At 44.4% G+C, this 20,699-nt stretch carries 30 protein-coding genes, 1 pseudogene and 1 riboswitch; of the genes and pseudogenes, 9 read left to right on the top strand and 22 right to left on the bottom strand.

Annotated features, from left to right (window positions below; translation table 11 throughout):
* Positions 1 to 218: 218 nt before the first annotated feature.
* The gene (gene glcT, locus V7Z64_RS03225) at positions 219 to 1,064 is read right to left on the bottom strand and encodes a glucose PTS transporter transcription antiterminator GlcT (protein ID WP_297988799.1); all 846 of its coding nucleotides are present in this window, start codon (positions 1,062 to 1,064) and stop codon (positions 219 to 221) included.
* Positions 1,065 to 1,259: 195 nt separating this feature from the next.
* On the opposite strand from glcT, the gene V7Z64_RS03220 reads away from it, so the two are divergent.
* Entirely contained in the window at positions 1,260 to 2,063 is an 804-nt protein-coding gene (locus tag V7Z64_RS03220; RefSeq protein WP_297988802.1) for an HAD family hydrolase, read from the top strand.
* A gap of 26 nt (positions 2,064 to 2,089) precedes the next feature.
* On the opposite strand, the gene V7Z64_RS03215 is transcribed toward V7Z64_RS03220, so the two are convergent.
* Positions 2,090 to 3,097, bottom strand: a complete 1,008-nt coding sequence (locus V7Z64_RS03215; protein WP_297988804.1) for a C40 family peptidase — start codon at positions 3,095 to 3,097, stop codon at positions 2,090 to 2,092.
* A 175-nt stretch (positions 3,098 to 3,272) separates the two neighbouring features.
* Between V7Z64_RS03215 and V7Z64_RS03210 the strand changes: the two genes are divergently transcribed.
* A complete protein-coding gene (locus tag V7Z64_RS03210) occupies positions 3,273 to 4,034 on the top strand; it encodes an alpha/beta fold hydrolase (RefSeq protein ID WP_297988806.1) in 762 nt (253 codons plus the stop codon).
* Between the two features lie 13 nt (positions 4,035 to 4,047).
* Here V7Z64_RS03210 and mnhG read toward each other — a convergent pair whose 3' ends face one another.
* From mnhG to V7Z64_RS03175, 7 genes are read right to left on the bottom strand one after another with little or no spacing between them, the layout of a single operon-like run.
* Positions 4,048 to 4,398 (bottom strand): monovalent cation/H(+) antiporter subunit G, encoded by a 351-nt coding sequence (gene mnhG, locus V7Z64_RS03205; protein WP_442885002.1) that lies wholly within the window; start codon positions 4,396 to 4,398, stop codon positions 4,048 to 4,050.
* Positions 4,379 to 4,657, bottom strand: a complete 279-nt coding sequence (locus V7Z64_RS03200) for a Na(+)/H(+) antiporter subunit F1 (RefSeq protein WP_003396696.1) — start codon at positions 4,655 to 4,657, stop codon at positions 4,379 to 4,381. Before V7Z64_RS03200 ends, mnhG begins: the two co-directional genes overlap by 20 nt.
* Positions 4,654 to 5,130, bottom strand: a complete 477-nt coding sequence (locus V7Z64_RS03195) for a Na+/H+ antiporter subunit E (RefSeq protein WP_297988811.1) — start codon at positions 5,128 to 5,130, stop codon at positions 4,654 to 4,656. The genes V7Z64_RS03200 and V7Z64_RS03195 overlap by 4 nt, the downstream gene beginning before the upstream one ends.
* Positions 5,131 to 5,136: 6 nt before the next feature.
* Positions 5,137 to 6,609, bottom strand: coding sequence for a Na+/H+ antiporter subunit D (locus V7Z64_RS03190; RefSeq protein ID WP_297988814.1), 1,473 nt, complete (start codon positions 6,607 to 6,609; stop codon positions 5,137 to 5,139).
* Complete coding sequence (locus V7Z64_RS03185) at positions 6,602 to 6,934, bottom strand: Na(+)/H(+) antiporter subunit C (RefSeq protein ID WP_003396702.1); 333 nt, start codon at positions 6,932 to 6,934, stop codon at positions 6,602 to 6,604. Before V7Z64_RS03185 ends, V7Z64_RS03190 begins: the two co-directional genes overlap by 8 nt.
* Positions 6,934 to 7,356 carry a Na(+)/H(+) antiporter subunit B gene (locus V7Z64_RS03180; protein ID WP_297988817.1) on the bottom strand — a complete coding sequence of 141 codons (423 nt, stop codon included), beginning with the start codon at positions 7,354 to 7,356 and terminating at the stop codon, positions 6,934 to 6,936. The genes V7Z64_RS03185 and V7Z64_RS03180 overlap by 1 nt, the downstream gene beginning before the upstream one ends.
* On the bottom strand, positions 7,353 to 9,737 hold the full coding sequence (locus V7Z64_RS03175) for a Na+/H+ antiporter subunit A (protein WP_297988819.1): 2,385 nt from the start codon (positions 9,735 to 9,737) through the stop codon (positions 7,353 to 7,355). Before V7Z64_RS03175 ends, V7Z64_RS03180 begins: the two co-directional genes overlap by 4 nt.
* Positions 9,738 to 9,847: 110 nt before the next feature.
* On the opposite strand from V7Z64_RS03175, the gene V7Z64_RS03170 reads away from it, so the two are divergent.
* Complete coding sequence (locus V7Z64_RS03170; RefSeq protein ID WP_297988822.1) at positions 9,848 to 10,012, top strand: hypothetical protein; 165 nt, start codon at positions 9,848 to 9,850, stop codon at positions 10,010 to 10,012.
* A gap of 1 nt (position 10,013) precedes the next feature.
* On the opposite strand, the gene V7Z64_RS03165 is transcribed toward V7Z64_RS03170, so the two are convergent.
* The 5 genes from V7Z64_RS03165 to V7Z64_RS03145 all read right to left on the bottom strand — a co-directional run bounded on the left by V7Z64_RS03165 (position 10,014) and on the right by V7Z64_RS03145 (position 12,400).
* On the bottom strand, positions 10,014 to 11,306 hold the full coding sequence (locus V7Z64_RS03165) for a globin-coupled sensor protein (protein ID WP_297988824.1): 1,293 nt from the start codon (positions 11,304 to 11,306) through the stop codon (positions 10,014 to 10,016).
* An 82-nt stretch (positions 11,307 to 11,388) separates the two neighbouring features.
* On the bottom strand, positions 11,389 to 11,532 hold the full coding sequence (locus tag V7Z64_RS03160; protein ID WP_082180276.1) for a YvrJ family protein: 144 nt from the start codon (positions 11,530 to 11,532) through the stop codon (positions 11,389 to 11,391).
* A 70-nt stretch (positions 11,533 to 11,602) separates the two neighbouring features.
* Positions 11,603 to 11,818: a DUF2922 domain-containing protein gene (locus V7Z64_RS03155; RefSeq protein WP_003396710.1), complete on the bottom strand. Its 216-nt coding sequence runs from the start codon at positions 11,816 to 11,818 to the stop codon at positions 11,603 to 11,605.
* Positions 11,819 to 11,830: 12 nt separating this feature from the next.
* Positions 11,831 to 12,034 (bottom strand): DUF1659 domain-containing protein, encoded by a 204-nt coding sequence (locus V7Z64_RS03150; RefSeq protein WP_297988836.1) that lies wholly within the window; start codon positions 12,032 to 12,034, stop codon positions 11,831 to 11,833.
* Positions 12,035 to 12,091: 57 nt separating this feature from the next.
* On the bottom strand, positions 12,092 to 12,400 hold the full coding sequence (locus V7Z64_RS03145) for a winged helix-turn-helix transcriptional regulator (protein WP_297988839.1): 309 nt from the start codon (positions 12,398 to 12,400) through the stop codon (positions 12,092 to 12,094).
* A 117-nt stretch (positions 12,401 to 12,517) separates the two neighbouring features.
* Here V7Z64_RS03145 and V7Z64_RS03140 point away from each other — a divergent pair, with 117 nt between their 5' ends.
* Positions 12,518 to 13,120 (top strand): nitroreductase family protein, encoded by a 603-nt coding sequence (locus V7Z64_RS03140; RefSeq protein ID WP_297988842.1) that lies wholly within the window; start codon positions 12,518 to 12,520, stop codon positions 13,118 to 13,120.
* Between the two features lie 19 nt (positions 13,121 to 13,139).
* Here V7Z64_RS03140 and V7Z64_RS03135 read toward each other — a convergent pair whose 3' ends face one another.
* Both V7Z64_RS03135 and V7Z64_RS03130 read right to left on the bottom strand, forming a co-directional pair.
* The gene (locus V7Z64_RS03135; protein ID WP_297988844.1) at positions 13,140 to 14,396 is read right to left on the bottom strand and encodes an ATP-binding protein; all 1,257 of its coding nucleotides are present in this window, start codon (positions 14,394 to 14,396) and stop codon (positions 13,140 to 13,142) included.
* A gap of 21 nt (positions 14,397 to 14,417) precedes the next feature.
* A complete protein-coding gene (locus tag V7Z64_RS03130; RefSeq protein WP_297988847.1) occupies positions 14,418 to 14,669 on the bottom strand; it encodes a YueH family protein in 252 nt (83 codons plus the stop codon).
* Between the two features lie 247 nt (positions 14,670 to 14,916).
* Here V7Z64_RS03130 and V7Z64_RS03125 point away from each other — a divergent pair, with 247 nt between their 5' ends.
* Complete coding sequence (locus V7Z64_RS03125) at positions 14,917 to 15,405, top strand: sigma-70 family RNA polymerase sigma factor (protein ID WP_297988849.1); 489 nt, start codon at positions 14,917 to 14,919, stop codon at positions 15,403 to 15,405.
* Here V7Z64_RS03125 and V7Z64_RS03120 read toward each other — a convergent pair.
* Entirely contained in the window at positions 15,371 to 15,565 is a 195-nt protein-coding gene (locus tag V7Z64_RS03120; RefSeq protein ID WP_003396728.1) for a hypothetical protein, read from the bottom strand. The genes V7Z64_RS03125 and V7Z64_RS03120 overlap by 35 nt on opposite strands.
* Positions 15,566 to 15,714: 149 nt before the next feature.
* Between V7Z64_RS03120 and V7Z64_RS03115 the strand changes: the two genes are divergently transcribed.
* Both V7Z64_RS03115 and V7Z64_RS03110 read left to right on the top strand, forming a co-directional pair.
* Positions 15,715 to 15,975, top strand: a complete 261-nt coding sequence (locus tag V7Z64_RS03115; protein WP_297988855.1) for a hypothetical protein — start codon at positions 15,715 to 15,717, stop codon at positions 15,973 to 15,975.
* Positions 15,976 to 16,070: 95 nt separating this feature from the next.
* Entirely contained in the window at positions 16,071 to 16,247 is a 177-nt protein-coding gene (locus V7Z64_RS03110; RefSeq protein WP_003396733.1) for a YkvS family protein, read from the top strand.
* Between the two features lie 15 nt (positions 16,248 to 16,262).
* Here the strand turns inward: V7Z64_RS03110 and V7Z64_RS03105 are convergent, their stop codons facing one another.
* The 5 genes from V7Z64_RS03105 to queC form a co-directional block, all read right to left on the bottom strand.
* Positions 16,263 to 16,952, bottom strand: coding sequence for an oxidoreductase (locus V7Z64_RS03105; protein ID WP_297988864.1), 690 nt, complete (start codon positions 16,950 to 16,952; stop codon positions 16,263 to 16,265).
* 121 nt (positions 16,953 to 17,073) lie between these two features.
* Positions 17,074 to 17,571: a preQ(1) synthase gene (queF, locus tag V7Z64_RS03100; RefSeq protein ID WP_297988867.1), complete on the bottom strand. Its 498-nt coding sequence runs from the start codon at positions 17,569 to 17,571 to the stop codon at positions 17,074 to 17,076.
* 17 nt (positions 17,572 to 17,588) lie between these two features.
* Positions 17,589 to 18,311 carry a 7-carboxy-7-deazaguanine synthase QueE gene (gene queE, locus V7Z64_RS03095; protein ID WP_297988870.1) on the bottom strand — a complete coding sequence of 241 codons (723 nt, stop codon included), beginning with the start codon at positions 18,309 to 18,311 and terminating at the stop codon, positions 17,589 to 17,591.
* Entirely contained in the window at positions 18,311 to 18,748 is a 438-nt protein-coding gene (gene queD / locus V7Z64_RS03090) for a 6-carboxytetrahydropterin synthase QueD (protein WP_297988873.1), read from the bottom strand. Before queD ends, queE begins: the two co-directional genes overlap by 1 nt.
* On the bottom strand, positions 18,745 to 19,410 hold the full coding sequence (gene queC / locus V7Z64_RS03085) for a 7-cyano-7-deazaguanine synthase QueC (protein ID WP_003396747.1): 666 nt from the start codon (positions 19,408 to 19,410) through the stop codon (positions 18,745 to 18,747). The genes queD and queC overlap by 4 nt, the downstream gene beginning before the upstream one ends.
* A 75-nt stretch (positions 19,411 to 19,485) precedes the next feature.
* Positions 19,486 to 19,530: riboswitch (PreQ1 riboswitch) on the bottom strand.
* A 139-nt stretch (positions 19,531 to 19,669) separates the two neighbouring features.
* Between queC and phoU the strand changes: the two genes are divergently transcribed.
* Together phoU and V7Z64_RS03075 are read left to right on the top strand one after the other, a co-directional pair.
* On the top strand, positions 19,670 to 20,329 hold the full coding sequence (gene phoU, locus V7Z64_RS03080; RefSeq protein ID WP_297988877.1) for a phosphate signaling complex protein PhoU: 660 nt from the start codon (positions 19,670 to 19,672) through the stop codon (positions 20,327 to 20,329).
* Positions 20,330 to 20,433: 104 nt separating this feature from the next.
* Positions 20,434 to 20,699 (top strand): annotated as a pseudogene (locus V7Z64_RS03075) (hypothetical protein); the annotation flags it as partial.

Raw genomic sequence — 20,699 nt, 5'->3', positions numbered from 1 at the left:
CTTCATCTTGTTAACGTTTGCAACAAACGTCATTTTCATGTATGGAATGTAGATGAAGCAACATGTTAGACGTCTAACAAATGTAAGCATTTGCAAATAAGGGAAAACAAAAAGGCACGAGCAAAGAATGACAGAAAAAGGGTATAGCAATCCACCTCTTTTTCGCCTTCTTTACTCATGCCTGATCGAATCAGTAACACGTAAAGATAAGTGCGTCGTTATTCACTTTTTCCAGTCAGTCGTTGCAAATGCAACGTTAAATACACAGCTTCTGCTTCATCTACCGGAAGCTGCAACGTTTGCTGCATAATTTTTATGAGCTTCCACGACAAATTATAACATAGTGGGTACGTCTCTTTCAATATATTCGACAATTTTTTTGGCTCTTCAATTTTTTCGCCTTTTTTCACCCGTTCAATCGCATAGCGCAAGTGGCGGACAAACCGTAAATAATGGATTCTTTCACGGTCGATGCGAATGTTGAGCTGCTCTTCGACGATCGAAACTAACCGAGAAATAAGCTGCGAATGTTGATTCACTTCCGATAGTTGATGATTCGTTAGCGCACTATGAATGTGTAAAGCAATAAAGCCGATTTCCCCTTCCGGAAGCTCGATGTGCAACCGTTCATTCAACATGTTAACGACTTCTGCCGCCACATCGTATTCAAGCGGATATAAGCTTTTCGTTTCAACTAAAAACGGATTTTTTATATCCATTCCTTGTTCTAATCGCTTGATTGCGAACAAAATATGATCTGTTAACGCCACGTGAATATGTTCGTTTAACGAGCTGTTCGTCCGCGTTCGAATGTGGTGAATGATATCGTTCATTAAGCCGATAAATTCTTCATCAACGTGTGGCAGCAATTTTTTATATTGTTCTTGTTCACGCTCATTTTTTAAAATGAACCATTTTTCTACACCTTTTTGTTCGATGACGTCCCCTTTTTTCTTGCCAAATCCAATTCCTTTGCCGATTAATACGACTTCATCATACGTCGGATGGGAGGCAATGAGCACGTTGTTGTTTAATACTTTTTCAATGCGAAACGATTGTTCCACGTCTAGTTCGCCCCTTTAAAAACGTTTACATTACTTTCAATGTTACGAAACGAACAAAGCTACGTCAATGGAAATGCGATGTTTTTTGTCAAGACAGCTATGAATGTTTTTTGACAAAAAGGCGTTTCAGTTGCACAAATGCATGTATTCGATTAAACTTTTGTTCATCATAAAAATGGAAGGAGCTTGCCAAACATGATTCGACTCATTGTTACCGATTTAGACGGTACGCTGCTCGGTTACGATCGCCGCGTCAAAGCGGAAGATCGTGAAGCAGTCGTGCGCGCGATGACAAACGGCATCGACTTTGCTGTCGCTTCTGGGCGAATGGACAATGAAATTTTAGAAGTGGTGAAAGAAATCGGCCATGACGCTCATCGCATTAGCCAAAACGGCGCCTTTGTGTACACGAACGACCATCGTCTCCTTCATCGTAGCGCGTTTGACCCAGCCGTTGCGCGCGCCATTTACGAACAAGCGCGCACGCTCGAAGCAATCGTGCTCGTCTGCGATGAACATACAAGCTTTGTCGAAACGAAAACGGAACAAATGGAGCATATGCGATCGCGGCTATTTTTTGATATTGTTGAAAAGAAACAGATGCTCGATGCGATCGGCCATGACCTTTCCCCATCAAAAATTACCGTCATTGCTGAAGAAGACGTCGTCAATCGCTTTCAGTCGTTCGTTCATAAACAATGGGATCGGTATGTCGATACGTTTATTTCCGAACCTCGTTGTTTAGACATTATGCCAAAACAAATTAGCAAAGGGGAAGCGCTTCGCTTGCTTATGAATCATTTGCAACTGAAGGGAGAGGAAGTCGCTTGCTTTGGCGACTCGTTTAACGACATTCCGATGTTTCGTCTTACCCCACATAGCTTCGTCATGTCACATGCACACGAACAAGTGAAAAGCGAAGCAAACTACGTCGTTTCTTCTGTCCATGAAGCGATTGAAACGGTGCTAACGATAAACGAAAAGATGCCTCAAACGTAAGGGGCATCTTTTTGCTTACTGTTCCGTTAAAAAAGACGAACAGCTTTGACCGCACGCGGCGCCCAATACGGCTTCATGTTTGCGAACGCCACGCCTGTGCTTGTAGCAGCGTGCAACAGCGTTTCGCTATCTACAACGATGGATACATGGTTAATAATTCCATCCCCCGTCGTATCAAAAAAGATTAAGTCCCCTTTGCGCACGCTTGCAAGCGGCACTTCTGTCCCAACCATCGCTTGTTCACGCGATGTGCGCGGCAATGTTATACCGTTTTCGCTATAGACACGATACGTAAACGATGAGCAATCAAAAACGTCTGTGCGCGTCGTTGGCGCTCCGAACAAATATGCTGCTCCGACATATTTTTTTCCCGTTTCAATGATTGCATTCGCCCGTTCTTCCCATGAAAGCGGCACGTTAATCGTTTGGCCAACGCGAATAAAGTTCACGTTTGTAATCGTTGGATTTAGTGCGAGTAAATCGTTTACCGTCACATTAAATTTTTGCGCAATCGTTGACAACGTGTCGCCAGGTTGGACAATATACGATTTACTTGCGCTATTTGTCGGCGCTGTTGGTTGTGTCACAGGTGTCGGCGATATGAGCTGGTTTGTTGTTGTATTTGTTGTCGGTACTGTTAACGTTTGTCCAACGTAAATACGGTTCACGTCTGTAATCGTCGGGTTTAGTTCGAGAAGGCGTGTAACCGTCGTGTTATATTGGCGTGCGATCGTTGATAACGTATCGCCGCGCTGAATCGTATATGTTGTTGTTTGTATCGTTGGCGCTGTCGGTTGTGTCACAGGTGCCGTTGGTTGCACGTTCGCATCAGGCACTTGCAATACTTGTCCAATAAAAATCGTATCTGTCGTTAGTTGATTTAACGTTTTTAATTCATTGACCGATGTGCGGAACGTTTGGGCAATTTTCCATAACGAATCGCCCGACTTAACTGTATATTGTGCCGCATCAACCGCTTTTTCTCCTAAAAATAACGTCGATAATACCGCTCCAGCTACAATCGTCTTTTTCATCGTGCCAAACTCCTTTTTTCATTTTTTGAAGCGCTTCCTTGCTCATATGATAACATGAAACTATTAATCTATTAACCGTATATTTTCAAACTATTCTTCCATTAAATTGAAATAAGCATAAATGATCGGCCTTTTTTCGCATACTATAAGTATAAACATGAAAGGAAGATGTGAGATGCCTTATACATTTGTCGAACATTCCGTTCCTTTGTACTATGAGGTCAATGGAACGGGGACACCGCTCGTATTCGTTCATCCTCCCGGCATGGGAAGTGTAACATTTCATCGTCAGCGCGAACTTGCTTCTTCATTTCAAGTCGTAACGTACGATTTAAGAGGAAACGGGAAAAGTGGAAAAGGAAATAAAAACATAACGATGGACATATTAGCTAGTGATTTGCATGAGTTGTTCAACCATCTCGAACTGAAAGAAGCGATCGTCTGCGGTTATTCTAATGGCGGTTCGATCGCCCAACATTTCGCGTTGCAATATCCGCATCAAGTGAAGGCGCTCATACTCATCGGCGGCTTTTCTGAAGTATGCACGCCGCTACTATACGGCGAATTTTTACTAGGCATATATGCAGTAAAATGGCACGGAATGTCGCTTTTAGCGAACGTACTCGGCGCATCCCACGGCACGACGAAAGAAGAACAACACATGATGTCTGAATACGTTCAGTTAAGCGACAGAAAGCGATTGTATGAAATGTACGTCGCAGGTCTTCATTACCGTTCCACCGACCGCTTGCACGAGCTTCGTTGCCCGATTTTACTCATATACGGAGCGCGCGATTATTACATGCATGCATATGGGCGTATATTCAAACAACATGCTCGCGATGTTCGTATCGTATATGTGGATGGGGCAAGACATCAAATTCCGACGAAACATGGTGCAGAGCTCAACACGATCATTCGCTCATATTTTGCATAAAAAAAGCTGACGGTTATTTTCCGCCAGCTTTTTCTTTTAAATCGTCACGAATCGTTCCTTCCCAACGCGGCACGTTCGTGTAATACGCGGCTCGGCTAATGAGATGCGCCGCGACAGGAGATGTCATAAAAATAAACACGATGCCAAGTAAAAGCCGTGAGTTAAATTCATTGTTTTCAAGCAAAAAGTGAAAAAATGCACCGAGTAAAATACACATGATGCCAAGCGTCGTACTTTTGCTGATGGCGTGGCTACGCGTATATACGTCCGGCAAACGAATGGCGCCAACCGCAGACAACAGCGTAAGTAACGCACCGAGCAAAACAAGTGTTGCGACAAGCACATTAACGATCGCGGTCACCACGTTCAATGACAACCCCTTTCTCTAAAAACTTCGCGAATGCGACCGTACCGACAAACGCTAAAATACCGATGAGCAAAATGACGTCTAGAAACGCGCTCGTATTTAGCAACATCGAAACGATCGCCACCATCCCGGCAAGCGTAATGCCCATCGCATCGAGGGCAATAATGCGATCCGCTGTGCTCGGACCTTTGACGACGCGATATAAAAAGCCGATCATCGCAAGCGAAAGAATGACAAGAGCTACGTTCCAAATCATTTGCTCACCTCCATAATCGTTTTTTCAAACGATTGCTTAATGCTTTGAATCGCTTCATGCACATCTGGACTATTTAAGGCGTGAATATACAACGTGCTTTTATCATCAGACACATCTAAAACGAGCGTACCTGGCGTGAGCGTAATGAGCATCGCTAACACCGTAATTTCCCATTCCTTTTTCAACTCTGTCGGCAAAGCAAAAATAGCAGGTTGAATGTTTAACGAACGCTTCATAACTACTTTTGACACAGCGATGTTTGATAAAATGAGCTCTTTGAGAAAGATAAAAAGCAGCTTCATCATGACAAACACCGGAACGAGATAAAAGCGCGAGTGGAAAAATCGGCGCAACATAAAAACGATCAACAAGCCGATGACGTACCCGATTATAAACGACGCCCCGTTAAATGAGACGGTTAAAAACATCCAGACGAACGCTAAACAGACGTTTAATAAAATTTGAAATGCCATCGCTTTCTACTCCTTTAACACCGCTTGAATGTACATATTCGGATCGACTAACACACTGACCGCATCCATCACAAACGGCCGGACAAATTCAATGCCGATCCCATATGCGACCGATAAAATAAGCAGTAACAATACAGGAACGAACCGCGCGTCAAGCGGTTTTTGTTCAAACCCTCTTTTCTCGCCCCAAAAGCCGTTCATAAATATTTTCATGATCGAATATAGCACGAGCAAACTAGACAATAAGATGACGATCGCTTCAAAAAGCAAACCAGCATGAAAACTTGCTTTCACAATTAACAACTTGCCGATGAACCCACTAAGCGGCGGAATGCCAGCAAGCGACAATGCAGCGATAAAAAACGACCAGCCAAGCAGCGGATACGATGCCATTAATCCTGAAAATGAGCGAATATCGTTTGACTGCGTCATGAAAAAAACGATGCCAACTAGTAAAAATAACGTCGCTTTCATGACCATATCTTGCAACATGTAAAAAATAGTCCCTTCTAAACTTTCCGGCGTCATCATCGCTATCCCAAAAATCATAACACCAACTGCGGCAATAATGTTATAAATGACGATGTAGCGCATATCGTTATACGCAACTGCTCCGATGACACCGATGGCGATCGTGCCGAGCGCAAGCCAAGCGAGCAACGTATGCGTATAAGTAGCCTCTTGCGTAAATAAAAGCGTAAACGTACGTAAGATCGAATATACTCCCACTTTCGTCAACAATCCACCAAACAGCGCTAACACCGGTGTTGGGGGCGCGTAATATGCACCTGGAAGCCAAAAGTAAAATGGAAAAATCGCACCTTTCAACCCAAACACGATCATAAACAACACCGCAATAACCGTTAAAATAGGCGATGCGCCGAGCTCATGTATACGTTGAGCTAAATGTGCCATATTTAGCGTACCTGTCACCGCATATAAATACGCAACTGCCACGACAAATAGGGCGGAAGAAATGACGTTCACAAGCGTATATTTAATCGTTTCGCGCAATTGAATTTTCGTTCCGCCAAGCACAAGCAACACATAAGAAGACATGAGCATCACTTCAAAAAAGACGAACAAGTTAAACAAATCCCCTGTCGTAAACGCTCCGTTCACACCGACGATTAAAAATTGAAAAAACGAATAGTAATAAAACGTTTCCCGCTCATGACCGATCGCATAAAACGAATATATTAAGCAAGCGAGCGCGATGATGCTCGTCGTCAACACGAGCAAAGCCGACAGCGGATCGGACACGAGCGTAATGCCAAATGGAGCCGGCCAATTGCCGAGATTTAACGTTTGAATGCCGTCTATATGCACACGGTACAACAATGCACCGCTTACGACGACTAAACTGCATGTCGAGATGAATGAGACGACACGTTGCCAAAACACATGTTTTGGAAAAAAAATAAGGATGATCGCCGTCATAAGCGGAATAACAATCGGTAAAAGCAGAAGGTTATTCATCTCCCTTCATCCCTTCCATATGATCTGTTCCAATTTCTTGGTATGAGCGATACGCCAATACTAAGAAAAACGCTGTTACCCCAAAGCTAATGACGATCGCCGTTAAAATGAGCGCTTGCGGCAACGGATCGACGTATCGTGCCGCCTTCTCTCCTAAAAGCGGAGGCGCCCCTGCTTTTAGCCCCCCCATCGTCAACAACAACAAGTGGGCGCCATGGCTAAGCAATCCTGTTCCGATAATGATGCGAAGCAAACTTTTGCTGAGCAACAAATATGTCGCGGCGGCGAATAAACAGCCGATAACGACAATCATAAGCAGTTCCATTAGTCGCTCTCCCCTATCGTTTCAATAATAATCATTGTCACGCCCACGACAACAAAATACACACCTAAATCAAATAGCACCGCCGTATGAAGCGACGTATGGTCAAGCAACGGCAAATGGACGTATTGGTACGCATGCGTTAAAAATGGTCGATTCCAAAACATGCCCATCATTCCTGTCCCGACGGCAAACAACAATCCGATTGCAACGAGCCATTTATAGTTGATCGGAACCATTTTTCGAACCGTTTCAATATCGAACGCCAAAAGCAATAAAACGATCGCGCCAGCCGTCATTAATCCGCCGATAAATCCACCGCCCGGATAGTAATGGCCGGCGAAAAATAGCTGGACGGAAAACAAAACGATGATTGGCGTTACAACCGCTGTTACTGTTCGTAAAATGACATCGTTTCGCCTCATCGCTCATCCTCCTTCGCTAATCGCAATTTCACCATCGCATAAATGCCTAAAGCAGCAATCGCTAGCACGCATATTTCAAACAACGTATCAAAGCCGCGGAAATCGACTAAAATGACGTTCACCATATTTTTCCCTGCCGCTTTCTCATACGTATTGTCGACATAATATTGCGAAATAGAATCGAAATGTTTTCCTGCGTAAGCTAAAAAAGCAATGATGCTCATTGTCACGCCAACCGCAATAGAAATAAGGGCATTTCCTAAGTTAAACCGAACGCTTTCTTGCTTTTGGCTAAACTTCGGCAAATGGTAAAAACAAAGCAGAAAGAGCGCAACGGAAATCGTTTCGATGACAAGCTGCGTCAACGCTAAATCAGGGGCACGAAATAGCACGAAAAACAATGCTACCGCATAGCCGACTGCCCCTAGTGAGACGATCGCTGTCAAACGCGATTTAGCCATTACTGTCGTTATTGTTGCGGCGACGATCGCGACAGCTAATACGACTTCGTATATGCGCACATGGGCAAGACGGCTGACGTCAATGACCCACCGCTCATTCCAGCCGATTGTAAATAAAAGTAAAACAACAAGCGCCGTAAACATGTATATTAAGTACGCGCGCATAGAGCCTGTCATGATGCGCAACATAAACGCACGCGCCCCTCTTTCCATCCAAACGAACGACTGGTCATACAAAAAGTTAAATGACATTCGTTCAGACAGGCGGTCGTATAGCTTGTTCCATTTTGGAAACGTGCGATACAACAATAAACCGAACAACAATACGCCAAGCGTCATGAACAGTTCAGGTGTAAAACCGTGCCAATGGGAAATGTGCACGTCTAGCGCTTCATTTGGCGCAAACAATCCGTCTAATACCGCATATACAGCCGGTGCAAATAGCGAGTCAGACAAGACGTTCGGCACAAGCCCAATGAAAACGACGAGCGATGCTAACACGATCGGTGCAACGAGCATGCCGATCGGCGCTTCATGCGCTTCTTTTTTCAACAAATGCGGCTTGTACGTTCCGGAAAAGGTGCGACTAACGAGCAATATGCTATATAAAAACGTAAACACGCTCGCTACCCATGCGACGACAGGCAATATGATGGCCCATGTTTCAACATCTTTCGCACGCAACATCGCGGTAAAAAACATTTCCTTACTTAAAAAGCCGTTAAACGGCGGCAAGCCTGCCATCGAAAGCGAGCCGATCAACGCGATCGTAAATGTGATCGGCATGATCGTCATTAATCCGCCAAGCCGGCGAATGTCGCGCGTCCCCGTTTCATGATCGACGATGCCGACAACCATAAATAAACTCCCTTTAAACGTCGCGTGGTTAAACAAATGAAAAATCGCTGCTAACACCGCAACCATAAATACGTTTTCTTCCATCCCATCGTAATGAAACGCAAGCGCTCCGACGCCTAAAAGCGACATAAGAAGCCCGAGCTGACTGACGGTTGAATACGCTAAAATCGCTTTTAAATCCGTCTGTTTCGATGCTAAAAACGACGCCCAACATAACGTCACAATCCCGACGAGCGCAACCGTCCAAACCCAAAGAGAAGATACAGCAAAAATAGGCGTCAAGCGCGCAATTAAATAAATGCCGGCTTTCACCATCGTGGCTGAGTGCAAATATGCACTAACAGGCGTTGGTGCTTCCATCGCATCAGGCAACCAAATGTGAAACGGAAACTGCGCCGATTTTGTGAAGGCGCCGAACAAAATAAGGAAAAGTGCGGGGATAAAAAGCGGATGTTCTGTTAATGGTGTATGCATCAACTCACGTATGCTATACGTCCCACCTGCAATGGCAAGTGCAACAAATCCCCCGAGCATCAGCAGTCCGCCAAACATCGTAATGAGCATCGATTTTTGCGCCCCGTAGCGCGAACGATCGCGCGTATACCAATAGGCGATAAGCAAAAATGATGAAATGGACGTCAATTCCCAAAAGACGTATAACGCAATGAGATGGTCGGATAACACGACGCCAAGCATCGCCCCCATAAATAAAAGCAAATAGACGTAAAAGTTTCCGAGCTGCTCTTTTCCTTTTTGTAAGTAGTAAATGGAATACAGCACAACGAGCGAGCCGATTCCCGTAATCAATAGCGCAAACAGCAAGCTTAATCCGTCAACATATGCGTCAAACGAAATGTCGAGCGACGGAATCCATGGCATCGTCGCGCGAACGGCTTCATACTTGCGTACATCATCCATGTAAGATAAAAAATGAACAAATAGCACAATCGGTAGCGGGAGGACAAACCACCCGACATGAAACGAACGAACGAATTTGTACAAAAATGGAACACATAGCGCCAATAAAAACGGCGAGAGCATCGCCATATGTAATGTCGGCATAACAATCAACCCCCTTCTGACATAGCCATCCTGTTTTTTATACGAACAATATGTATAAAAAGTTTCATTTTTTTTCACAATAAGTGATAAAAAAAGAAAGGAAGAGCAGAATGATTCTTTTCCTTATGTTGGCCATCCTGTCTGATAACTATGAAACAGTCGGAAAAAAAATTGAGCCTTCCATTTACGCGGCGGTAAACGAAAGGCATCATGAGCCGTTTCAACCGAGACAATACATTCGCAAGACGGAAAAAGAGAGAAAGCAAACGAATTAGTTTACAAGTCGCTCGCTAGTCCTTCTAACTCGTCCGCTGACGCGGAGACGTGCGCGATCGCTTCATGAATGTCGCCCACCGCTTGTACGCACGCCTTCATTTCATCGTCAATGCGCACACTATATTGACAAATTTTCTCGAGCGCATGAGCAAACTCATCGAAAAACGAATCAATCATTTTCATTCGATTTGCACTGTCGGTCATTGAACGTGACGCTTCATGTAGCGATTGTGCCATCGTAGCGAGATGGTGTTGAATGTCGCTTAATACGCGCGAAACGTCAGCGACAGATTGTTTCGTTTGCGTCGCCAGTTTGCGCACTTCATCAGCGACGACTGCAAACCCTTTTCCGTGCTCTCCTGCCCGCGCCGCTTCAATGGACGCGTTGAGCGAAAGCATATTCGTTTGATCGGCAATGGATGTGACGAGTGAAGCAATATGTTCAATTTCATGCATCGCTTCCTGAAGCTTGTCCATATTCGCTTCAATTTGTTTCATTTTTTCGTCCATGTGCAACATATTTTCTACTTGCGTTTGGAGCCGCTGTTTGCCTGCCGTTGACTTCTCCGCGCTCGCAAGCGCCACAGCAGACGCTTCTTGCGCCGCTTTAGAAATGCCGGCTGCTTGCGCGTTTAACGACGCGACGGAAGCGCTTACTTCTTCAGACACGCGACTGAGCTGTTGCAGCGACAATTTCACTTGCTCTTTCATTTGTTGCTTTAACGCTTCCATTTGCATCCGAAGCGCTTCATTTTCCCGTTCGTATTGTTCAAGAACGAGCTGTTGTTCAACGTTTAACATTTTTGACACCGTTTTCATAATGACGATGACATCAGATGGATGTGGAAATTGCTCGAGCATCACCGCTAATATTTCCTCAAGCAAATGTTGAAACGAAGCGATATACCATTTCGGCTCTAAGCCGATGCGCACGTGCGCTTGAGCGACGCGACGCCTTTTTTCAATAAACGCTTCATCAATCGTTCCGCTAAACATTTCTTTCACATGAACCGCTAACGTCTGTTTTAGCCGTTCAATCGTGCTATGCGTTTGAATGATAGAAAGCAAATGGCTTTCTTTTTGAAGTGCGCCGTAAAACGCGTCAACAATGCGGTCGATATGCGCTTCGATATACGGCTGAACATATCGCAACACGGCGACATCTTTCGTCGTCATGCCGATGAGCGCAAGCTGGCGTTGTACCGTTGCATCATGCAGGCGAATTGGCTCTTCTTTCATTTGTAAAATCGCTTCAAGTTGGTCGTTGCGTTGTTGTTGTTTTCGTCTAAACAATGGATAATCCCCCTTAACTCACATAAACCACTTGTTTATATGTTTATGTTAACAAATTGAAAATAAAAAGAAAACACCCATTTTAGCTGGGTGCTTTCCATTGCTCGCCTAACGTGCGAATCGAGTCGATGACGGCATCTAATTTGCCTTCAATCCGATGCAGCAAATAAAACGTCACCGCGATCGGAAAACCGACATCGGAAAGAAGTGACAAATAAGCTTCCATCTTCTCTCCTTCCTTCCTGTTTTAGCTTATATACAACAAGGTGCCCCAGTTACGGGACACCTTGCACCGTTTAGGCAAACGTCCATTGTGTCACAGTTGTGTCAATGAGGCGCGCTCCCTTTTTCGCGATGAGATCGCCGCCGCTCGATGGAAAGACGTTTGCCGCAATGATAACGTCCATCACGTTGGCAATTTCCGTTTGCGTCACATGTTCACGCGGTTCATCAATCGTCAAACGAACGGTCTTTCCTTCTTCATTTACAAACTGCAATTCGAGCGTTTTCACTTCTTATCCCCCCTATTCGCCTAATACGTGCACATCGGTGCGATATACGTGAACGAGCGGAGCGCTTTGCAAAGAGGCAAGCGCTTGAGCGACAGAGACGAGCGAGCTTTCCGTTGCGTTCGGTTTAATGACGTACGTTTTATTTTTATATATCGGCTTGCCCGTTTCCGTCACTCCGACTTCAAACGTTAACCGAAGTTGTGAACGTTGAATCACGCCTCTCCCCTCCTTTCACCTATTACTATCGCAACGACAGCCGCAAAAGGGTAGGGACTACATCCATTTTTCTGCCCACGTTTGCACCGCTTCCATCACGATATGCAAATCTTTTCCTTTTTCTGTTAGTTCATATTCAATGCGGACAGGTTTTTCTGGGTACACGTGGCGAACGACAATTTGTTCTTCTTCCAATTCTTTTAGTCGTTCCGTCAACATTTTTTGACTAATGTCGGGAATGCTTTCTGCTAAGTCTTTAAAACGAAGCGGACCGCGAAATAAGACGTGAATAATAAGTCCGTTCCATCGCTTCCCAAGCAGTTGAAATGCCGCTTCAATTTTCGGACAAACGTGCGAATGTTCCATCGATTCATCACCTTTATGCATAAAGTTTGACAAACAAAATGTAACTAAATTAATATAACATCTGTAACTAACAAAAAGTAAGAAACATTATTTTTGTTTACAACAAGGAGGATATATATGCTTTCAGTTATTGAACAACGAAAATCGGTTCGTCAATATGACCCGAACGCCTCGATTTCAAAAGAACAATTAACGAAGCTTTTACAGGCGGCAGGGAAAGCCCCGTCCGCTTGGAATTTGCAACATTGGCATTTCGTCGTCATCTTCGGAAAAGAAGCGCAACAAAAACTGCTTCCGATCGCCTACAACCAACGACAAATCGTTGATGCATCAGCTGTCGTTGCGGTGCTCGGGGACTTACAAGCTCATCAAAAAACAGATGCGGTGTACGATCCGCTCGTCGCAGAAGGAAAGATGACGAAAGACATAAAAGAAACGCTCGCTAAACAAATTGAAAGCGCCTATACGAATGCGCAATATGCCCGCGACGCCGCCTTCACAAACGCGTCGTTAGCTGCGATGCAATTCATGTTGGCAGCGAAAGCGGAAGGCTTTGATACGTGCGCCATCGGCGGCTTCGACACGAAAGCGTTCATGGACGCTTTCAACATTCCAAGCCGGTACGTCCCTGTCATGCTTATTACGGTTGGAAAAGCAGCCGCTCCTGCTCATGCATCATACCGTTTGCCGATTGATGAGCTCACGACATGGGTTGAATGATGATAAAAATGACCCGTTGTTACGACGGGTCATTTTTATGAAGCGGCAACACGATATGAACCTTCGTTCCTTTGCCGACTTTGCTTTCGATGTGCATCGTTCCTTTATGCTCATGAACGATTTTCATGCTCGTCGTTAAGCCGAGACCCATGCCTTTTTCTTTTAGCGTATAAAACGGTTCTCCGATATGTTTCAGTCGTTCTTGTTCAATGCCTTTTCCTGTATCTTCAATGATGATATGCACGCGATCGTCTTCGTCTGCCGTTGCGATCGTCAGCACTCCACCTTTCGGCATCGCTTCGAGTGCGTTTTTCACCACGTTGACGACAACTTGAATAAGCCCATTTTTATCGCCATACACGATCGCTTTTGTGCGCGGTTCGTATTTGATTTGTACGTTTTGCAAAATCGCTTCGTACGTAAACAACCCGATGACGTAATCGATAACATCGTTTACATGGATCGGTTTATACGCTTTCATTTGCGGCTTAGCAAGCACGAGAAGTTGGGTGACAATTTGATTGACGCGCTCAATTTCGTCTAACATAATTTGCACGAACCGCTCATCTACTTGTTTCGTTTCTTTCATCATTTGTAAAAAGCCTTTAATCGATGTGAGCGGGTTGCGAATTTCGTGGGCGATGCCTGCCGCTAATTCGCCGATGACCGACAATTTTTCTTTCTTCAATAACAGCTGCTCGGTCACTTTTTGTTGTGTAATATCGCGCCCGATGACGACAAGCCCTTTTCGTTTCCCGTTTTCGTAAAATAGCGGCACTTTAATGACGTCAAACGTTTTCATTTCACCGTTTGGCATCGGAAACGATTCCTCTGCGCGCGTCACCGTTTTGGCTCGCCACGTTTCTTCATCAGAATGGACGCAATATAATAGCGCTTCACGAAAATGAGGGGTATATTCCGCGAGCTCCGCATCCGTTTTTCCTTTATAATCGACATGCTCAAGGCCGTATAGCTTCAAGCCGAATTCGTTCACCCTTAGCCAGCGCCCTTGTCCATCTTTAAACGATACGAAATCAGGCATCGCATGAATGAGCGTCAACAGTTCTTTCTCCCTTTCGCTCATTTGTTTTAACGCGCGATGTTTTTTTAAGGCGATATACATAAATACCGCCGATAGCACGACAAAAAGCGAGCCTTTGACCGTTTGCACGTATGGCGCAATATGTTGTGGAACAGGCAATTTGTCTACATATAAGTCGGTCAATATAATCCAAGCCAAACTAACAATTACATAGAGGGAAACGGCGTATTTCATTTGACAACGGAACCTTTCTTTTTACATTTCTCTCATCCATTGCGCGAGCTTCACCGCAAGCGATAACGCATGTTGTTCGTCTAACACACGTTGCAGCGAGTGGTGTAGGCGCGATTCAATATTCGCTAAATCGTCATAAGTCACTTGCATAGACCATTCTAAATAAGGAATAGCAACAACGATATATTGTTCCTTTTTATTTTCGTAAATGTATACGTTTTGTTGTGACGATTGTTCATTCATGATCGCTTTTCTTATTTTCATGTTGCTCATACCTTTCCACTTTTTATTATGATAGCACAAAATTTTCCCATCGTTCAAAACATTTTTTTCGTAAACGCCCCATTTCCCCACCGTTTTCCGTCCCATTTTCCCTATTTCCTTAAGGGATATGATGTATATGCGGACATGTTAACCCATTGTTTCGGTCTATTTTCCGATTCGCGCCAAACGAGCCGCTTTGATAAGCTAAACGTACCGCGGAATCATCGAGAGCGCGCTTTCGGGAAAGGAAGCACATATGTCATTTGAAACGGTCGTCGAGCAATACCGCCCGCTTATTTCTTATATAATTCGCAAATTGCATATTCGCCGTCACGTCGTCGATGAATATATGCAAATCGGGCTCATCGCACTTTGGGAGGCGTACGAGCGATACGATGAGACGAAAGGATCGTTTCATTCGTTTGCGTTTAAAATGATTCGTTGGCGCATCGTATCACAGTTGCGGAAAGAAACGAAAAACGTCGCCATTCCGTTATTAGACGAACAAATGTTGAGAGAAGACGTTGATTTTTTTGGCGACATCATATGGGAAGACGCGATGCGCGACATGACGCCGCGCGAGCGAATATGGCTCGTTCGCCACGTCATCGAAGGAAAGACGTTGAAACAAATTGCCGATGAAGAAGGCGTGACCGTCCATGCGGTGAAACAATGGCGCATATCCGCTGTAAAAAAGCTGAAGCGATACGTTAACTGCGCGGCTCATCCATGTAGTAATAAATAACATCACCGCCGCGCTGGGCGACGCCGCGAAAATGTTTGAAATCTTCTTGTTGGACGAGCACATGGCGAAACGTTAAAAAATGTTCTTTTTTCACAAGGAGATGTGGAATGTTTCGCGTGCGTAACTGTTCAATATGTTGTTTCGCTTCTTGCTCAGTCACGTTCATCCCTCCCTTTCTTTGTTTTAACGCGCTTCAATGGGAATGTCAATACGATGTGCGAATGCCTAATTTTGTTATATTGACACACGTCTATAAAAAACGCACATACAATGTTGGTGGATTCTAAATGAAAGAAAGGAAGATGAACGATGAATGACTGGAATATGTATGAAGATTTCCGCATGGATCAACAAATGATGCCACAACAAGCGCAGCCGATGCCGCAAATGATGCCGCAACAAATGCCGCAAATGATGCCGCAAATAATGCCAATGCCACAAATGATGCCGAGCGATTGCGGCTGTGGCATGCCAATCGGACCGATGTGGCCGCAAATGCCGTTCCCACAAATGCCGCAACAAATGCCATATTGGCCGGGCATGCCGATGCCGTATTGGCCACAGCGCTAAAATCGTTTTCTAGTTAAAAATGCCCTTTACGAATGAGGAAAAATCATGCAAAATAGAAAAAAGGTTTAAAAATTCAAAAGTAAAGGGGATTTTCAATGAAAAAAGCGCAAATTGGCGATGTCATTGAATTTAAAAATGGGCTGCGGGGAATCGTTGAAAAAGTAAACGAAAATTCCGTGATTGTCGATTTAACGTACATGGAAAACTATAAAGAACTTGACTTGCAAGAGCGAACGGTCGTCAATCATAAAAACTACAAAATTGTGGAATAACGAGAAGAGGGCTGCTTATTGTTGATGAGACAGCCCTCTTTTTTGTTCACATTGCCCTTTCATTTCGCTACATTCGTAAATGTGCACCCCTTGTTTTTCCGAAAGCGCCGCGTAATACATCGCTTCTGCTACTTGTTTTGCCGCAATCGGCTTATATTTTTCCCATTTGCCGACAAACGCGAACGAAAAACCGTGAAAAACCCACTCCGCTGTTTTTTCAGCAAGGCGAAATTCTTCGCGCGCTCCTGTCAACAAAGACGGACGGAAAATATGAAGTGAACGAATCGTCAAGCGTTGCAACGCTTCTTCCGTTTCCCCTTTGACGCGATTGTAAAAAAACATCGAGTGCGGATCAGCACCGATCGCAGAAACGAATAAAAACGTTTTGACGTGACATTTTTCCGCCAGTTTGGCTGCACGCAACGTATATTCGTAATCGACTTTAATAAATTGTTGTCTCGTTTTTGCTTTTTTCATCGTCGTCCCTAAACAGCTAAATACATCATCCACGTGGAAATATTCTTCGTATTGTTCCAGCTGATCGAAATGGACGACGACTTGCTGTAACTTTTCATGTGTACAAGCGATAGGCTTTCGCACAAACACTGTCACTCGTTCATAATGCTCTGAACGAAGCAATCGCTGAAGAAGCTCGCCTCCAACTAATCCGGTTGCTCCGATCAAAAGAGCAGTTCTCTGTCTCAAATGAAGACCCCCCAAACGAAAAAAGGTTCATAACAATTTGTCATTATATACCCGTTTCCGAAAAAAAACTAGCTATCATTTTTGAATTTTTTAAGGCTGACTTATGCAAGCCAGCCTTTCGTTACCGATTATCTACTTTTTCAGGATATAAATCGTGATTTAACAAACGATATTCTGCCATTTGTTCATATTTCGTTCCCGGGCGACCCCAGTTACAATAAGGGTCGATCGAGATGCCACCGCGCGGCGTGAATTTACCCCACACTTCAATATAACGTGGCTCCATGACGCGAATTAAATCGTTCATAATAATATTGACGCAATCTTCATGGAAATCGCCATGATTGCGGAAGCTAAATAAATATAACTTGAGCGACTTACTTTCAACACATTTTTTATCAGGAATGTAACTAATGTAAATTGTAGCAAAATCTGGTTGATTTGTTTTAGGGCATAAGCTCGTGAACTCCGGACAGTTAAATTTTACAAAATAGTCGCGATCAGGATGTTTGTTATCGAACACTTCAAGAATGTCTGGATTGTATTCGAATACATATTTCGTTCCTTGGTTTCCAAGAAGTGTTACCCCTTGCAATTGTTCTTCTTTTCTCCCTGCCATTTTTTCTCCTCCTTTAGTTATACGCCGCGGCGATTGCCCCACAATAACGTATGCAGTTGCGGCAATACGCAAACGTCGTTCATATGTTTAGACTGTATGACTTGTTCAACGAGCCATTCAAGCTTTTGTAATAGTTTGAAGCGAAGTGTCGCATCGTCTGCTTCATGTATATGATCGTTGCCTACTTGCACGTAAAACGGAACGGACGGATAACGTTGATGCACATACGTCGCATAAGAAAAATCTTGATCGTTAAACACGACGACTTTTAAGCTCACCCGTCCGCGATGCGTAGCTAAACGATCCATAATCATATCAAGCGTCGCAAAGTTTGTTTCCATGTTTGAACTTGGCGGCTTTGGTGAAATCGTCAAATCGTCGATATTGTCAAACGAATCGTGCCATACGCTCCCTTGCGTTTCTAATCCAATGCGCACCCCTTTTTCTTTCAAATGGGCAACGAGCGCCGAAAGCCCTTTAAGCAGCGCGGGATTGCCGCCGGAAATCGTCACGTGGTTGAAACGGTCATCTCCGAGTTGCTTTAGCCGTTGCCAAATTTGTTCGGGCGTCAGCCATTCCACTTCATCTTTCGCCGAACCGTCCCACGTAAACGATGAGTCGCACCAATGGCAGCGATAATCACATCCTGCTGTGCGCACAAACATCGTTTTTTGTCCAATGACCATCCCTTCCCCTTGAATGGTCGGACCGAATATTTCAATGATTGGGATGCGCTCCATTATTGTTTCCCTGCTTTCGGACGATATACGACATAGCTTGTTGGGGACTCGCGCACAAACACTTGCACGCACGTCGGACGATTTGGCAACGTATCTAAGTGGGCTTGAACGATTTCAGCAATTTTCCGTGCCACCACTTCGGTCGTTGGAAAATGTTCGGCCGATGTATCGCTAAATAAGTCTGTATGGTCATTCATCACCGTATGGTCGAAACGGTTATGAACAATTTTCTTCAACTGTTGAAAGTTAATTAAAAAGCCTGATTCATCGAGTTCATCGCCTGCGACAGTAATGTTGACAAAATACGTATGGCCATGCATATTCGCGCACTGTCCTGCCGCTTCGTGCGGAATAAAGTGCGCTGCAGCGATTTGCATATCTTTATTTAGCTCGTAGCGAAACGGGTGCACCACTTGCGGATAAATTTGTTGGATCATTGCGCATATGCTCCTTTCTTTTCATTCATATATTGTTCAAAACCTCGCTTGCGCAACACGCATGCCGGACATTCACCGCAACCGTCTGCGATGATGCCGTTGTAGCACGTGAGCGTTTTCGTGCGCACAAATTCAAGCGCCCCCAACTCATCAGCAAGCTTCCACGTTTCCGCTTTATTGAGCCACATGAGCGGCGTATGAATGACAAATTCGTAATCCATCGCTAAATTGAGCGTCACGTTTAACGATTTAATAAATACGTCGCGGCAATCTGGGTAGCCGCTAAAATCCGTTTCACATACCCCTGTGACAAGATGGCGTGCCCCTTTTTGTTTGGCAAGCACGGCTGCAAATGATAAAAACAATAAATTGCGTCCATCAACAAATGTCGATGGCAGCTCTCCTTCTTTTTGCTCGATCGCGATATCGCTTCTTGTCAGCGCGTTCGGCGCTAGTTGATGTAATAGCGACATATCGAGCACCGTATGCGGCACTTCCAGTTGTTTTGCGATCGATGCGGCAACGTCAATTTCAAGCCGGTGGCGTTGATTGTAATCGAACGTCACCGCTTCCACTTCAGCGAAATGCTTTTTCGCCCAAAATAAACAAGTCGTGCTATCTTGGCCGCCGCTAAACACGACGACTGCTTTTTCTTTTTTCATCTTTCGCTCCCCTTTCTAACATCGTGAGAAGAAAGAGCGTTCTAAAACAAAAAAGCTATCCCCCTACGGACATAGCTATCCCTAGTTTTTTTATAGAGGGTGTTCTAGAACCTCTCCTGCGCCGCGCGCAGAATTCTTCTTCAATTGTACGCCTAACAATATATCATAAAACATATATTCATTCTACAAAAAAATTATGCTTTATTTGTGAACTGTTTTCAGGATATAATAACAACAAAAAAAAGTTAGGTGATTCAACATGACAAAACGCTCTACATTTGATGCAGCGCTTCAACAACTGCGCGAGAAATTAATGACGATGGTATCTGCCTCCCAACATGCTTTACATGAAGCAATTGAAGCACTCAAAACACAAGATGTGGCAAAAGCGGACGAAATTATCGAAAATGATAAAAAAATAAATGAGCTTGAACGCGAAATTAATGAGCTTGCGATTATGACGATTTTAAAGCAACAACCGGTCGCATCCGATTTACGTCGATTAATTGTTGCGCTAAAAATTTCATCTGATGTCGAACGCATCGGAGATATCGCTGTCAACATCGCCAAATCCGTCAAATTTATCGGCACAGAACCGCACGTCAAACCGATCGTTCACATTCCTGAAATGGCGGCTATCGTCAACGAAATGTTAGATCATGCACTTCATGCGTTTCATAACGATGATATTGAAGAAGCAAAACGCATCGCACTAGAAGATGATCGCGTCGATGAACTGCAAGGAAAAATCATTCAAGAGTTAGTTGATTTGATGGGCGAAAAGCCGGAGTTCACGAACCAAATTACGCAACTATCTTTCGTGACGCGCAATCTTGAGCGCGCTGGTGACCATGTTACTAATATCGCTGAAAATATTTTGTACAGCGTCAAAGGAATTCGCATTGATTTAAACTATTAAACGCTCGGGTGTCTCATATCAGTTTGAGGCACCCTTTTTCTGTCGATTTTTCGCATGCATGGTGATATAATCTTGTCGAGGGGAGGTGAACGAGAGTGGAACAGATGCTTCAACGTATCCTCGATGAGCTCGCATCGTTGCGCGAACATATGGCTACAAAAGATGACATGGCAGACATCGAGCGACGTATGGCTACAAAAGACGATATCGTTGCCATGAATGAACGTATCGAGCGCATCGAACAAACGATGGCCACAAAAGACGACATCGCTGACATCGAGCGACGTATGGCTACAAAAGACGATATCGCAAGCATCGAACAACGTATGGCTACAAAAGATGACATCGCAAGCATCGAACAACGTATGGC

It is taken from the genome of Anoxybacillus sp., assembly GCF_036834105.1.
Classification (GTDB): domain Bacteria; phylum Bacillota; class Bacilli; order Bacillales; family Anoxybacillaceae; genus Anoxybacillus.
Note: the sequence above shows the minus strand (reverse complement) of the source record. Positions and strands in the feature narration are given on the sequence as shown.

Excerpts from the sequence above, each read along its gene's own strand:
- V7Z64_RS03220 (WP_297988802.1), top strand. The coding sequence starts at position 1,260 with ATGATTCGACTCATTGTTACCGATTTAGACGGTACGCTGCTCGGTTAC.
- V7Z64_RS03215 (WP_297988804.1), bottom strand. The coding sequence starts at position 3,097 with ATGAAAAAGACGATTGTAGCTGGAGCGGTATTATCGACGTTATTTTTA.
- V7Z64_RS03210 (WP_297988806.1), top strand. The coding sequence starts at position 3,273 with ATGCCTTATACATTTGTCGAACATTCCGTTCCTTTGTACTATGAGGTC.
- V7Z64_RS03200 (WP_003396696.1), bottom strand. The coding sequence starts at position 4,657 with ATGATTTGGAACGTAGCTCTTGTCATTCTTTCGCTTGCGATGATCGGC.
- V7Z64_RS03195 (WP_297988811.1), bottom strand. The coding sequence starts at position 5,130 with ATGGCATTTCAAATTTTATTAAACGTCTGTTTAGCGTTCGTCTGGATG.
- V7Z64_RS03190 (WP_297988814.1), bottom strand. The coding sequence starts at position 6,609 with ATGAATAACCTTCTGCTTTTACCGATTGTTATTCCGCTTATGACGGCG.
- V7Z64_RS03185 (WP_003396702.1), bottom strand. The coding sequence starts at position 6,934 with ATGGAACTGCTTATGATTGTCGTTATCGGCTGTTTATTCGCCGCCGCG.
- V7Z64_RS03180 (WP_297988817.1), bottom strand. The coding sequence starts at position 7,356 with ATGAGGCGAAACGATGTCATTTTACGAACAGTAACAGCGGTTGTAACG.
- V7Z64_RS03175 (WP_297988819.1), bottom strand. The coding sequence starts at position 9,737 with ATGCCGACATTACATATGGCGATGCTCTCGCCGTTTTTATTGGCGCTA.
- V7Z64_RS03170 (WP_297988822.1), top strand. The coding sequence starts at position 9,848 with ATGATTCTTTTCCTTATGTTGGCCATCCTGTCTGATAACTATGAAACA.
- V7Z64_RS03160 (WP_082180276.1), bottom strand. The coding sequence starts at position 11,532 with ATGGAAGCTTATTTGTCACTTCTTTCCGATGTCGGTTTTCCGATCGCG.
- V7Z64_RS03145 (WP_297988839.1), bottom strand. The coding sequence starts at position 12,400 with ATGGAACATTCGCACGTTTGTCCGAAAATTGAAGCGGCATTTCAACTG.
- V7Z64_RS03140 (WP_297988842.1), top strand. The coding sequence starts at position 12,518 with ATGCTTTCAGTTATTGAACAACGAAAATCGGTTCGTCAATATGACCCG.
- V7Z64_RS03135 (WP_297988844.1), bottom strand. The coding sequence starts at position 14,396 with ATGAAATACGCCGTTTCCCTCTATGTAATTGTTAGTTTGGCTTGGATT.
- V7Z64_RS03130 (WP_297988847.1), bottom strand. The coding sequence starts at position 14,669 with ATGAGCAACATGAAAATAAGAAAAGCGATCATGAATGAACAATCGTCA.
- V7Z64_RS03125 (WP_297988849.1), top strand. The coding sequence starts at position 14,917 with ATGTCATTTGAAACGGTCGTCGAGCAATACCGCCCGCTTATTTCTTAT.
- V7Z64_RS03115 (WP_297988855.1), top strand. The coding sequence starts at position 15,715 with ATGAATGACTGGAATATGTATGAAGATTTCCGCATGGATCAACAAATG.
- V7Z64_RS03110 (WP_003396733.1), top strand. The coding sequence starts at position 16,071 with ATGAAAAAAGCGCAAATTGGCGATGTCATTGAATTTAAAAATGGGCTG.
- queF (WP_297988867.1), bottom strand. The coding sequence starts at position 17,571 with ATGGCAGGGAGAAAAGAAGAACAATTGCAAGGGGTAACACTTCTTGGA.
- queE (WP_297988870.1), bottom strand. The coding sequence starts at position 18,311 with ATGGAGCGCATCCCAATCATTGAAATATTCGGTCCGACCATTCAAGGG.
- queD (WP_297988873.1), bottom strand. The coding sequence starts at position 18,748 with ATGATCCAACAAATTTATCCGCAAGTGGTGCACCCGTTTCGCTACGAG.
- queC (WP_003396747.1), bottom strand. The coding sequence starts at position 19,410 with ATGAAAAAAGAAAAAGCAGTCGTCGTGTTTAGCGGCGGCCAAGATAGC.
- phoU (WP_297988877.1), top strand. The coding sequence starts at position 19,670 with ATGACAAAACGCTCTACATTTGATGCAGCGCTTCAACAACTGCGCGAG.